This is a genomic window from Streptococcus mitis (assembly GCF_001579035.1).
GTDB classification, from domain to species: Bacteria; Bacillota; Bacilli; order Lactobacillales; family Streptococcaceae; genus Streptococcus; species Streptococcus mitis_J.
The window spans coordinates 243,544-257,219 of the sequence record NZ_KQ970285.1 but is presented as its reverse complement, the minus strand read 5'-3'; the positions used below and the strand labels follow the sequence as shown (position 1 = coordinate 257,219).

Genomic DNA, 13,676 nt, shown 5'->3' with positions numbered 1-13,676 from the left:
GATCCCAGTCATAAGAAAATCCAAGCGCATTGATTTGGCGTTTAAAGTTGGCAATATTTTCAGCCGTAAATTCTGCTGGGTCATTACCTGTATCCATAGCGTATTGCTCTGCAGGCAAACCAAAAGCATCCCAACCCATTGGGTGAAGGACATTGTAGCCTTGCGCACGTTTGTAACGGCTGAGGATATCCGTTGCGGTATAACCTTCTGGGTGTCCTACGTGCAGACCCGCTCCAGATGGATAAGGGAACATATCAAGAGCATAAAACTTCGGTTTTGATGCATCTGTTCCTGTCTTAAATGTATGATGTTCTGCCCAGTAGCCCTGCCACTTAGGCTCAATTTCTTTATGATTGTAAAAACTCATGGTCTCTCTCCAATTTTGTGATGTTACTATTATACCATTTTTGAGGGAATTTGAAATGTGTTAAAAGAAAAAACTATATACTGTATTTCATCAATTTTGATGACTATGAATTACTCTATCTCCCACTTTTTTATCTTATTGTTATGCGGGAAATCAAAGAGCATAACAATAAGATTATCTCTTATAACACAAAATACTAATTTTAGACCGAAGATACGACTGGAATGCTCATTAATGTATTTATAATAAATAGCCGACAACCTATGTCGCTTTTTGATTTATGAAGAGCGTCGGATTCAATACGAGGATCAATAAAAGACTACCATTTTAAAAACAGTAGTCCTTATTGTTTATTTTGAATTTACATAGGCGTCTACAGCGATGATAGCTTGAGCAACATCTGAAGGCGAAATCTTAAACGGCATCTGATGGATTGTCTCACCCTCCATAGTTGCTTGTTTACCAACTTTTATTAAATCATCATATCCAACTTGATCTAAATGCATTTCTTTTAGAGTTGTTGGCATACCAATTTTTTTGTAAAACTCAATATACTTATCAAGTTCTTCTTTAGGTCTATTTTCCAATAAAAGTTGTACCAAGGTTCCATAAGCTACTTTTTCACCATGTGTTAAATGATGAATGTCACCTGTCAATGCAGTAAAACCATTATGAATCGCATGCGCCGCAGCTAATCCTCCACTTTCAAAACCTAGGCCACTCAATAAAGTATTAGCTTCAACAATATTTTCTAATGCTGGTGTCACCACTTTAGCTTCACAAGCTGCCATAGCCTGTAAACCATCTGCAAACAGTGTTTCTTCACATTTCTTCGCAATTGCAACTCCAGCCAACGTTTGCTGTTGTCCCAACATAGTTTTTCCATTTGCCTGCATAACCGCACGCGCCTCAACCCAAGTTGCTAAACCATCTGCAATACCAGACGCTAATAAACGCTTAGGGGCTTGTGAAATAACTTTTGTATCAACCAAAACTAAATCTGGATTTTTAGAATAAAATAGATAATGATCAAATGCACCTTCATCTGTATAAATAACAGATAAAGCAGATACAGGTGCGTCGGTCGATGCAATTGTTGGAGCAATAATAACAGGCTTTTCAATCAAATCTGCAATAGCTTTTGCGCTATCAATCGTCCTTCCCCACCAAGACCGATAATACTATCACAATTTTCCTTCTCAGCCAAGGCAACAACTCGATTGATTTCATTGTCAGAAGCTTCACCATTAAACTGGGCTAGAACAATATGGAAACCATACCTATGTAGGTAATCTTCAAATCGTTTTCCAACAATATCATAAACCAACTGATCGCATAATAGAATAGGACGATTCCCCAAATCCAATATTGATTTGGCATTTTCAAATAAGGCATTTTCCCCTTGAATATATCTCGAAGGACTAGCAAAAATTCTCATGTTTGTTTCCTCTCTATCTAAATGGAACGACTATTTTGAGTAGCAAACCAGTCGTCAGAAAAGTCATCAACCGCCTTTTGGATAGATGGCATGGCGAAAGCTGATTCAAAAACATCTGCTCCTGCTGTAACAGCATGCGCACCTGTAGCTAAAGCATTATTTACTTGTGCTACATTTTTAAAGGATGCAGCTAAAATCTTACTAGGAGAGTTCTGTCTATCAATAGCAAGAGCTAATTGACGAATGACAGAATTTGAATCAATGTTCAGATTTTCCATTCTATTATAATATGGAGCTAGGTAATCCACTCCTGCTTCGATAGCTAATAATCCCTGAATAACTGTATAAATAGCTGTTGCAGTGATATGGTAGCCCTCTTTTTTTAGCACCTTTATTGCACGTAATCCAGCTGGAGTAACAGGTACTTTGATAAATATATCATCTCCTGCTTGTCTCCGAATTTCATGAGCATCCTTTAAGATGCCTTCAAAATCTTGAGAAATCACCTGAACATGAATAGAGGGTGTAGAGCCAATCAATTCTCTTACATCTTTGATTCGTTCAAAAAAATTAATAGAACCCTCTCTTTTTGCAATAGTGGGATTTGAAGTTACCCCAGCTAGCGGTAAAATTTCAGACCATTTTTTAATCTCATCTAAATTTAATGTGTCAAGCATAAATTCCATAAAAAGAACCTCTTTATTTTACAATGTATGCTCAGTACGTCCTATAATATCATCTTGGGTTGCCTTAGAAAGAACATTGAAGAATGCAGAGTAGCCTGCAACACGAACAATTAAGTCTCTGTGTTTTTCAGGATGTTTCTGAGCGTCAATCAGCGTCTCTCTGGAAACAACATTGTATTGAATATGGTACCCATGTAAACGATTAAAGAATGTTCGTAACAAAGCAATTAGTTTTAATTTATCTTCTTCTTTGGCTAAGGTTTGAGGATTTACTTTCTGATTTAAGAGAACCCCACCTACGATTTCATCTGTTGGTAATTTTGAAACAGATTTTAAAACAGATGTAGGACCGTGTTGATCCATATTATGTGATGGTGAACAACCCTCTGCTAACGGTGTACCCGCGTTGCGTCCATCTGGAGTTGCTAATGTTCCACGTCCCTGCCCTACGTTGGCTGAGATAGAAGATGTTCCTGAATAACGAATTCCTCCAATAGGACCTCTTCCATAACGTGTATTAGGATATTTAGCAATTTCATCAACATAAATGTCATAAGCAGCAGTAACCAATTTGTCAGCATAATCATCATCATTACCGTACTTAGGTGCATCATGAATCAACATTTCTTGAATGACCTTACCTTCTTCTCCGGCATAATCTGTTTCCAGTGCATGCCAAAGCTGACTTGGGCTTATACGTTCTTCCTCAAATACCAATTTTTTAATTGCAGCTAATGAATCCGACAAATTTGCAATTCCAACTTGCAAACCTGATATATAATCATATACTGCTCCACCTTCTTTAAGGTGTTTTCCACGACCAATACAATCATCAGTCAATGCTGAACATAGAATATCAGGAACTTCTCGTTCCAATGATAAATCAATAGAATTTTCAACAATAACACTCATTCGTGTCAAATATCTTAGTGTTTTATCCCAAGCATTTTCTAATTCAGAAAAGTTCTTCATATCCTTAAAATGACCAAAGCTTGGTGCAAACCGTTTACCCGAAGCCGGATCAATTCCATCATTCATCGTGATAAGTAGAACCTTAGGGAAGTTCATATAACTCATACCTGTGCAACGATAGCCCCATTTCCCTGGAACTGCCGTTTCAACACATCCAATGGCACTGTAATCATAAGCATCATCTTCCAATACTCCTTTTGCAATAAAAGAAGGAATAATAATCTCATCATTATTAAATGCAGGCATACCAAAACCAAGTTTCATCACTTCAATACACTCATTCATGAAACGAGCATCTAAACCTGCATGGTAACGTACAGTTAGATTAGGTTGCGGTAGATGGGTTTGTGCAACTGATTTTAATACCAAATAAGATAATGGGTTAACAGCATCCTTCTTATCTCGAGTCTGTCCACCAATTGTAACATTTTGATATAAAGGACTTCCTGCTGAAGAAAATGTATGTGCTTGACTGCGAACCTTATTAATTGTAATTGTCTTAATCCAAAGATTTGTCAGACGTTCAACAATGCTATCTTCTGTTTCTTTACCACTTTCTAAATCAGCCTTCATATATGGATACATATATTGATCAAAACGACCATATGAAAGAGAGTGGCCATTAGATTCAATTTGTAAAATACATTGAATAAACCAAACTGATTGAATAGCTTCTGCAAAAGTAGTTGCCGGTTCATATGGGACTCTAGAGCAAATATCTGCAATCTCAAGTAATTCTTTCTTACGTTTAGGATTTGCATTTTCGGCTAAACTTTTAGCAAGATCAACAAAGCGATTTGCATATACTTTAATAGCATCGATTACGATAAATATAGAGTCGTAAAAATGATATTTATCAATACTTGCTGGATCTGTTAAATCTAGCGCTGCTTTCGCTTTACGAGCCCGCTCTTCAAAACCTCTTAAACCAAATTGCAACAGTTTCTGATAGTTAACTGCTAAGTGAGCATCTCCAGAATTCATCTTACCTTCCATACCGAAGAATCCTGTTTCCATATAAACAGACACTTCTTCAGGTAACAAGGCACCAGCTCTAGCACGTAAATTATTATTTTCCCAAAACGGAGCAATACTTCTAAGTTGTTCTTTTGTTTCTTCTGTAATATAGAAAACATCTCCATCACGCTTTTCAAAAAGATCCAACTCATTGAGAACAAATTCTAGCGTATATTCTGGAAAAATAGGAGCATCTTTATTGGAAGAAGCTTGATTTCCCGCAATCATAGATTCTTCTTCGATATAAATAGTCATATTTTCCAAAATTTCTTTGAGCATATAGGCGCGTTTTAGGACATTAGGTTGTTCCTTATATCGATCATAAGCGCGTGTTGCTAAAACTGCTCTTTCAGCATCAATATAAGGTTTTTTATTTAAAACATCTTCTCGATATTTGTTCATCCTTTCAGTAAGGCTGCCAAAATATTCTGTCTTGATTGTTGTTCTTGCTACTTCTGTATTTACCATCGTAAGCACCTTTCTTTCGAAAATATTTTTGTTTCTTTCGAAAATATAATACCTGGTTTTTTAGAAAATTTCAAGCTTTTAACTAGAAAAACTTTAACTCTCTAATTTTTAGCACAAATGTGTATGTTTAATGATAATACACAAATGTTTTTTTAGAATTATCATGCTTCATTCTGATAAGCTAAACGATCCTGTACTTTAAAGAATGGGAAATAAACTAATGTAGACATCGCTAATATCACCAGCTGAGTAATAACTCCTTGCCATCCACCAACCATAAATCCTGATATAATAGCTGGGGTGCTCCAAGGTAATGTAACTCCTGAAAATGGCTGCATGAAACCTGTTGCAATAGCTCCATATACTATAACAGCTGCAAGTACAGGAACAAGAATGAAAGGTACAAACATAACTGGATTCATGACAATCGGAAATCCAAATACAACTGGCTCATTTACGTTAAATATTGCTGGAAAAGCTGCTACTTTCCCTAAGGCTTGGTATTGTTTTGATTTTGCTGCAAAAAGCATGGCAACTACAAGACCAAACGTAATCCCTGAACCTGATAGAATTAAAAATGAATCTAAAAATTGTTGAGTAACAATATGTGCACCATTTTCTAATGATAGATTACCAGAGGCTAACATAGCTTTATTAGCATCAAGATTAGATAAAAGCAGAGCTGTCACTACTCCATTTACTACCGATTGTCCATGGACACCAAACCACCATAAAAATGATATGAAAAAGGCAATTCCAATCGCACCATACAAAGATCCAGTTAAACCTTGCAATGGAACTTGAATAACAGAATAAATCATTTCAATAAATGTTCCGCCATTAGTCAATGACTTCGCTAAAATATATACAATCATAGAAGATAAGAAAATTACAAATGCTGGAATCATTGCTTCAAACTGTTTGGCAATAGCTTGTGGAACTTGTTCTGGCATCTTAATAACAATTTTTCTCTTTATAAAGAAGGTATAAATACTTCCTACTACCAAACCTATAATGATAGCACCGATAATTCCTTGGCCTCCAAACCAAACTTTACTAATAGCGTCTCCAATCGCCTCACCTTGTTTAGGGATATAAGATGATCTTAGCAAAATAAAGAATGCAGATACAGAAAGAACCCCAGCTGGCAATGCCTCTACTCCGCTATTCTTAGCATAAGAATAGGCAATTGAAAAACAAGAAATTAGACCCATAATAGCAAAAGTTCCTGAATAGACTTGCATAAAAGGCTCTGTCCAGTCTGCCCCAAATACACTAGCAATACTTTGATTCAATCCTTCAAAGGGTAATTGCCCTATAATCAAGAATAAACTTCCAACTACTGTTAATGGTAAAATAGCCAACATACCATCTTTTAGAGCTATAATACCACGCATATTCACAAATTTCATCATTGGTGCAATGATTTTCTGAACATCCATCTTTGCCATAATAAAACTCCTTTTCTTACCCATTAATCAAAGATAGGGCTAAATCTAATACTTTTTTCCCATCTAACATACCATAATCCATCATCGGAATAACAGCTATCGGAATATCACACTTATCACAAATTTCTTTTGATTTATCTAATGTATAAGCGACTTGTGGACCCAATAGTGCAACATCTATATTTGGCGCATAATCAGCTAATTTGGACTGAGAAAACGCCTCTATTTCTGCTTCAACTCCACTAGCTTGCGCTGCAATTTTCATATTATTTACAAGCATACCAGTGGAAAATCCTGCTGCACAAAACAAACCAATCTTCACCATTATATTTTCCTCCTCTATGTTAATAACAATGATAATACTCTAGTATTATTTTTTATGAAGTTCTTTTCTCAAACTAATAATTTCTTTGATTAAATTAATCTCCGTCATACTAGTCATGAGATGATCTTGCGAATGGACAAAAAGTGCTGTAATCTCCGTTTTTGTACCAGACGCTTCTTGTGCCAAGAATTTTGTTTGTAGATTATGGGCTTCTAATAAGGCGGCATCAGCTAACTGTATTTCTTCTTCACACCGTTCACATGTACCGTTTTTTATGTAATCTAACGCTTTATAAATATGTTGTTTCGCATCACCAGCATATAAAATTAAACCCATGATAATTTGATCTGGAACAATCATTTCCATAAATTCCTCCTCATTTCACTATGTAAAAAGCTTTTTTCATTTGAAATTTTAAAATTTTCTTTTGTATCTATAGAATACAACTACATAATAAAGTTGTCAATCCAAAAACAACAGATAAACTATTTTTATTTATTTAAGCACAAATGTGCAAATGATTAAAAATAAAAAACGATAAACTGAATCAGTCTATCATTTTCACTCACATAAAATATTTCGAAAAGAAAAATCACCATCTTCTTCCAAAACTTTTAAAATTGTATTTTTATCTGTAATCAAATGATTTACTAAATTAGCACGCAAGACAGAAAGAATCGAAGATACTTTCGTATCACCGTAAGCAACAGCTAAACTTTGAGGAATATTTTTTAAATCTTCCAAAGAGATTGCTATCGTTCTTTCCTGTAAGTTTTCATAGACTTCTTTACCTTTTGAATCAAAAAATCGACAACAAATTTCTCCTACAGTTTTAACTTTGGTCAATTCTTTAAAGTCATCCTCTGTAAGCATGTCTAACCATTGATGTTTTCCTTTATTGCTAAAATCACCAATTCCGACTACAGCTATATCTAAATCTTTCCAACTATTTTTCAAATCTTCAAAATATCTTGATTGCAAAATACCATCTGCTAACAATTTATTTTCTTGCACAATCGTTGCATTCATAAATGTACACTCTCCATGAAATTTTCTAGACATTTCATAAATCAGTGTATTCACATGGTATTTAGCGTGTATGTGACTAGGACCACCTGCTAGAGGATAGAAGTGAACATTTCGGACACTTTTGCTGTGGATTAGATCTACTAAATTACTTAAACTTTTCCCCCAAGAAAAGCCAATGTTCATATTATCATCAATTAGATTCCTAAGGACGCCTGCTGCAACTTGAGAAATTCTTTCAGATAAAATTGTTGGATTATCATCAAATTCGTTTGGAATAATTTCTAAACTTTCCAGACCATACTTTTCTTTTACATAATTTTCCAACTTAAACATATTGGTATCAAAATTCTCTATTTCAATTTTAACAATTCCTGCATTCCTTGCTTCTGTTAACATTCTACTAATAGAGGTTCTATAAATTCCTAATTTTGCTGCTATTTGTGACTGATTTAAGTTTTCAATATAATACAGATAAGCAATTTTAGAGAGCAGTTTATTCCTATCTTGATTCATACACTTAACCTCTTACGAAACTACCTTAACCATTATCCCAGCATTTTCTAATGTAGCTATATTTTGTTTAGAAAGTTTTTCGTCTGTTATTACTTCATAGACTTGACTTAAAGCAAATCTTCTTACTATACCCCTTTTATCAAATTTACTTGAGTCAGTTAGGACAATGACTTTATCCGACGCTGCTGAAATATATTGAACTACCTCACTGCGCATTAAATCTTTTCCTGTAAAGCCCATCTCTTTATCGTAACCATCTGTCCCAACAAAAGCTTGATGCACATGAAAAGTCTGTATCATTTCTTTTAATAAAGGTCCCACAGTAACCTGTGAATCCTTCTGAAACTCTCCACCAAGAACAATAATACGACATGAATCATAAGCTCTCACAAAATTTGCTATAAAAAATGAATTTGTTACAATCGTAACATTTCTTTTTTGCTTGCAAATTTCCTCAGCAAGTAAAGCACAGGTTGAACCAGATTCTATCATTATTGTTTCATTATCTGATACCAATTTTACTGCTTCTTGAACAATTTTTCTCTTAATTTCATAATTAATTGACAAGCGTACATTTAAGTCATCTCCACTATTTAACACAGCATATCCATGCTCTCTGTGTAATAAGCCTTTTGACTCTAATTTATCTAAATCTTTTCTAATCGTTACTTTCGATACATTTAATTTTTCCGATAATGTATTAACATCAATCTTTTCATATTCTGATACTAATTTAATAATTTGTTCCAATCTTTTCATTTTACACCTCCGTTTTATTCTACCAAAATAAAAAGCAAAAAACAACAAATTAAACTTTCGTTCGTAATTGTTTTTCTTTCGTTTTTGTGATAGGATAGAATTATAAAGAGGAGGAACTCTTATGGAAATATCTAAAGGAATTATTTTTAATATTCAACACTTTTCAATTCATGACGGTCCGGGTATTCGTACAACTGTTTTTTTAAAAGGATGCCCTCTGCGCTGTCCATGGTGTTCTAATCCTGAATCTCAAAGAATGAAACCTGAAAAAATGAAAGATGCTCAACGAGAGAAATTCACTTTAGTAGGTGAAGAAAAAACTGTAGAAGAAATTATTACAGAGGTATTAAAAGATAAAGAATTTTACGAAGAATCCGGTGGAGGTTTAACTTTATCAGGGGGTGAAATATTTGCTCAGTTTGAATTTGCTAAAGCCATCTTAAAGTCAGCTAAAGAACATCACATACACACTGCCATTGAAACTACTGCCTTTGTTGATCATGAAAAATTTGTTGATTTAATCCAATATGTGGATTTTATCTACACAGACCTAAAACATTATAATTCTATAAAACATAAAAAAGTGACTGGGGTTTTTAATCAAATGATTATTAAAAACATTCATTATGCTTTTTCTCAACATAAAACTATCGTTTTAAGAATCCCGGTTATTCCTGATTTTAACAATAGTTTAGAGGATGCAGAAGAATTCGCTACTCTATTTAACTCATTAAATATCGACCAAGTTCAACTACTCCCTTTTCATCAATTTGGTGAAAACAAATATCGTTTATTAAATCGGAAATATGAAATGGATGGAGTCAACGCACTTCATCCCGAAGATCTTATTGATTATCAAAAGGTATTTCTGAACCATCATATTAATTGTTATTTCTAGTTCATTTCCTTGAAATGCTCTAGCTATTTGCAGATAACAAGCATCTATAATACATACTTAACTTTTCAAAAGGTTTAGCTAAAAAATTTTAGCCAAACCTTTTCTATTTTACCTTGCTCTAGAATTTTTAAACTGCTATACTTATAACAGAAAACCCTTCCAAGGAGGTAGCGGATGTCTCATTCCTTTAAAAAATCTCTCCAAAAAGAAATTCTCCATAGAAGCTCTATCGCAGCCTTTGTGACCTCACTTTTACTACTCATTTTACTTTTTGGTTTTTCCTATTTTTTACAAAAGCAACAACTCTCCAAAGACACGAGACAGATTGTCAAGCAGGTTCAAGAGATGAAAGAAGCCAATAATGAGCTCCTGACTACCATGAACCATAAAATGATTCTTGGATTTTTGGACGGCAAACACACAGAGAGAGAAGTCTTTAGCTTATTTTATGAGACAAAAGCTAAATTAAAGCTTAGTTCTGACCTCATTATTCTAAGCGATACAGGTGAATTACTATTTAGTACCAATCGAAATCATCAAGAAAGTATTTTATCACCCTACTATCTAAAACTACTCATTCAAAATCCTTCTCAGGATAAAGTTACAGAAAAAATTGCACTCTCTTCAGATAAGCAACATTACACACTCTTTATCAAACCACTACTTCAAAACCAACGAGTTAAGGCCTATACTATTGCTTTCGTAAATGAGAATGATTTCATTTCAAGTTTCCCAATGATCAATTCCAAATACATCATTACCGATAGCTTTGGAAATATGTTTTCCAACAATACAAATCAGTTTACTCGTTCCACTCTTGAAAAATTGGATGAAAAACTCCTACACTCTCGCACCCACTGGTATGCGAATGAACCGCTTATTGTTCAAAAAGAAAAAGTCGGTGCTATTTTTTCAATCTATACTTTTCAATCCTTCTTTCCCATTCCTAGCTTACTCGGTCTAGCCTCCGTCCTCACCTTATGTATATTCTTCCTCTACTTCTGGCAAGCAAGACGAATTGCTCATAAGATTGCTACACACAATGCTGTTCCTATTGAAAGTTTGGTTTACCAACTTCAAGAAATTCCCAAACAAGCAGATAAAAGGCTTTCTCTACAAACAGGGGATGAGTTTGAGTTTATGGCAGAAAAAATCAACAATATGTTGTACGAATTAGATCAACTTCATCAAAAAATGCTAACCATAGAAAAAGAAAAGTGGATTTTTGAAAGAAAAATGCTGGAAGCTCAGTTCAATCCTCATTTTCTCTACAATACACTTGAGACGATTAAAATCACTTCTTTAATGGATGCTGCTCTCACACAAGACCTGATTCAAAATCTCACGCGCATTCTTCGCTACAGTATCACCGATTTAGAAAAAGAAACAACCATTTGTCAGGATTTAAAGATTATAGAGGATTACCTTATGATTCATAAGATTCGTTTCGAGCACTTTTCCTATGATATTGTCTGCCCAGAAACTGTCGATAATCAACCTATTCCTAAACTTTTCTTGCTTCCTCTAGTAGAAAATGCTATAAAATATGGGATGCAATACCGTATTGATCTTCATATTGATATCCAAATTACCTTGGAAGCAGATTCTCTAACTTTTTTAGTCAAAGATAATGCTGGAGGACTCACCAAACAAGAGCGACTCGCTATTTTAGACTCTTTAAAAAGCCCTCATACCCAGCATGGCATCGTAAACAGCTACAAACGATTGAGCAATTTCTTTTCTGATGTCCAGCTAGATCTAGGAGTCAATCGCCAAGGAGAAACTTGGGTCAAATTTGTAACGAAAGGACTAACTCATGTTTAAGCTCATTATCGTAGAAGACGAACACCTCATCCGAAAATGGCTAGAGATTGCCGTAGACTACTCTGCCTTAGGTATCCAAGTCGTAGGAACTGCCAGTCACGGTCAAGAGGGAATGAAACTCATCCAAGAAAAAGAACCTCATATTGTCTTAACAGACATCACAATGCCAATTATGGATGCTTTTATGATGTTCGAAGCCACTCGTACCCTCCCCTATGAAAAAGTTATCTTATCAGGTTATAACGATTTTCAAAATGCCAAAAAAGCCATGCAATATGGAGCAGTTGATTTCTTATCCAAGCCAATTGACACCAAGGAATTGACAGAATGTCTTCAAAACATTGTTTTGCGATTACAAGGTAGCACCTATCAAGAAACTCCTTTTTTAGAAGAATATCAAACTTTACTCACCTCTATCCAACAGATTGATACACAAAACCAAATCATTCAACAAATTATTTCCTTTGTCCACAAGCATTATGCAGAGCATTTTACGATTGCGACTATTGCTGAAGCTTTAAACTATAGCGAAAGCTATCTATATAAAGTTATCAAAGAAGACTTCCCCATGACTCTAAATGAATATATCTTACAATATCGTCTGAAACAAGCTATAGATAAGATGGCTGAATCTCCCAACTCCCCTCTAAGCGACATCTCTGATCAAGTTGGATTTTCAGACTATAAATATTTTGCCAAAGTATTTAAAAAGTATCTCCATATTTCCCCAAAGGAATTGAAATCACTCGGAAGAATAGTAAAATAAGCTATTCTTCTTTTTGTAGAGAATTTTACTCTAATAGAATAGAATTATCGGTTTTAAAAACGCTTACATTGTTTTAAAATAAACTTAAATAACACAACGGAGGTATCCATCATGAAAAAGAAATGGATGTATTATGCTGCTTGCGGACTAGCTCTTTTTGGTCTTGTTGCTTGTTCTTCTAATGAATCTGCCGATGGCGGTTCATCTGATAAAGGAGACGGCGGTTCGCTAGTCGTTTATTCACCAAACTCAGAGGGCTTAATCGGAGCAACTATTCCTGCCTTTGAAGAAAAATATGGTATCAAAGTAGAACTGATTCAAGCTGGTACTGGAGAACTTTTCAAAAAACTAGAGTCAGAAAAAGAAGCTCCTGTAGCTGATGTCATCTTTGGTGGTTCTTATACACAATATGCTACCCACGGAGAACTCTTTGAAAACTATACTTCAAAAGAAAATGATAATGTTATCAAAGAATATCAAAACACAACTGGCTACTCTACTCCTTATACACTAGATGGTAGTGTTTTAATCGTCAATCCTGATTTAACAAAAGGCATGAACATCGAAGGATATAGCGACCTTCTCAAACCTGAACTAAAAGGAAAAATTGCAACTGCTGACCCAGCAAACTCTTCTAGCGCCTTTGCTCAATTAACAAATATGCTACAAGCTCAAGGTGGTTACAAAGACGATAAAGCCTGGTCTTATGTAAAAGATCTCTTCACACTTATTGATGGGAAAATCGGTTCAAGTTCATCTGGTGTCTATAAAGCAGTCGCTGACGGAGAAATGGCTGTTGGTCTCTCTTATGAAGATCCAGCAGTTAAACTCTTAAATGACGGAGCTAACATTAAGGTAGTCTATCCAAAAGAAGGAACCGTCTTCCTACCTGCTAGTGCTGCTATCGTTAAAAAAGCGAAAAATATGGAAAATGCCAAGAAATTTATCGATTTTATTATCTCTCAAGAAGTACAAGATACACTTGGTACAACCACTACTAACCGTCCTGTTCGTAAAAATGCCAAAACAAGCGAAAATATGAAACCAATTGACAAAATCAAAACACTCACTGAAGATTATGATTATGTCATCAAGAATAAATCAGATATCGTTAAGAAATACAACGAAGTCTTTACAGATATCCAATCTAAACAGTAAAAGAG

12 protein-coding genes and 1 pseudogene are annotated in these 13,676 nt (G+C 34.8%); 4 read left to right on the top strand and 9 right to left on the bottom strand.

Annotated elements, in window-relative coordinates; all coding sequences use genetic code 11:
• The 9 genes and pseudogenes from SMIDD26_RS12490 to SMIDD26_RS01245 form a co-directional block, all read right to left on the bottom strand.
• A partial coding sequence (locus SMIDD26_RS12490) for a class I tRNA ligase family protein (RefSeq protein ID WP_246746838.1) occupies positions 1–367 on the bottom strand: 367 nt, incomplete at its 3' end.
• Positions 368–717: 350 nt separating this feature from the next.
• A pseudogene (locus SMIDD26_RS01280) lies at positions 718–1,805 on the bottom strand (glycerol dehydrogenase).
• A gap of 17 nt (positions 1,806–1,822) precedes the next feature.
• The gene (locus SMIDD26_RS01275) at positions 1,823–2,491 is read right to left on the bottom strand and encodes a fructose-6-phosphate aldolase (RefSeq protein ID WP_061438668.1); all 669 of its coding nucleotides are present in this window, start codon (positions 2,489–2,491) and stop codon (positions 1,823–1,825) included.
• 18 nt (positions 2,492–2,509) lie between these two features.
• Positions 2,510–4,948 carry a glycyl radical protein gene (locus tag SMIDD26_RS01270; protein ID WP_000248298.1) on the bottom strand — a complete coding sequence of 813 codons (2,439 nt, stop codon included), beginning with the start codon at positions 4,946–4,948 and terminating at the stop codon, positions 2,510–2,512.
• A gap of 161 nt (positions 4,949–5,109) precedes the next feature.
• Entirely contained in the window at positions 5,110–6,399 is a 1,290-nt protein-coding gene (locus tag SMIDD26_RS01265; protein WP_061438667.1) for a PTS sugar transporter subunit IIC, read from the bottom strand.
• A gap of 16 nt (positions 6,400–6,415) precedes the next feature.
• Positions 6,416–6,724: a PTS sugar transporter subunit IIB gene (locus SMIDD26_RS01260; RefSeq protein ID WP_061438666.1), complete on the bottom strand. Its 309-nt coding sequence runs from the start codon at positions 6,722–6,724 to the stop codon at positions 6,416–6,418.
• A 45-nt stretch (positions 6,725–6,769) separates the two neighbouring features.
• Positions 6,770–7,090: a PTS lactose/cellobiose transporter subunit IIA gene (locus SMIDD26_RS01255; protein ID WP_000425250.1), complete on the bottom strand. Its 321-nt coding sequence runs from the start codon at positions 7,088–7,090 to the stop codon at positions 6,770–6,772.
• A gap of 195 nt (positions 7,091–7,285) precedes the next feature.
• Complete coding sequence (locus tag SMIDD26_RS01250) at positions 7,286–8,266, bottom strand: sugar-binding transcriptional regulator (protein ID WP_061438665.1); 981 nt, start codon at positions 8,264–8,266, stop codon at positions 7,286–7,288.
• A 12-nt stretch (positions 8,267–8,278) separates the two neighbouring features.
• Complete coding sequence (locus tag SMIDD26_RS01245; protein ID WP_061388975.1) at positions 8,279–9,025, bottom strand: DeoR/GlpR family DNA-binding transcription regulator; 747 nt, start codon at positions 9,023–9,025, stop codon at positions 8,279–8,281.
• A gap of 121 nt (positions 9,026–9,146) precedes the next feature.
• On the opposite strand from SMIDD26_RS01245, the gene SMIDD26_RS01240 reads away from it, so the two are divergent.
• From SMIDD26_RS01240 to SMIDD26_RS01225, 4 genes are all read left to right on the top strand, one after another.
• Entirely contained in the window at positions 9,147–9,923 is a 777-nt protein-coding gene (locus SMIDD26_RS01240) for a glycyl-radical enzyme activating protein (RefSeq protein ID WP_000406173.1), read from the top strand.
• 174 nt (positions 9,924–10,097) lie between these two features.
• The gene (locus SMIDD26_RS01235) at positions 10,098–11,747 is read left to right on the top strand and encodes a sensor histidine kinase (RefSeq protein ID WP_061438664.1); all 1,650 of its coding nucleotides are present in this window, start codon (positions 10,098–10,100) and stop codon (positions 11,745–11,747) included.
• Positions 11,740–12,513: a response regulator transcription factor gene (locus tag SMIDD26_RS11195; protein ID WP_134990076.1), complete on the top strand. Its 774-nt coding sequence runs from the start codon at positions 11,740–11,742 to the stop codon at positions 12,511–12,513. The genes SMIDD26_RS01235 and SMIDD26_RS11195 overlap by 8 nt, the downstream gene beginning before the upstream one ends.
• A 111-nt stretch (positions 12,514–12,624) precedes the next feature.
• The gene (locus tag SMIDD26_RS01225) at positions 12,625–13,671 is read left to right on the top strand and encodes an ABC transporter substrate-binding protein (protein ID WP_061438663.1); all 1,047 of its coding nucleotides are present in this window, start codon (positions 12,625–12,627) and stop codon (positions 13,669–13,671) included.
• Positions 13,672–13,676: the final 5 nt, after the last annotated feature.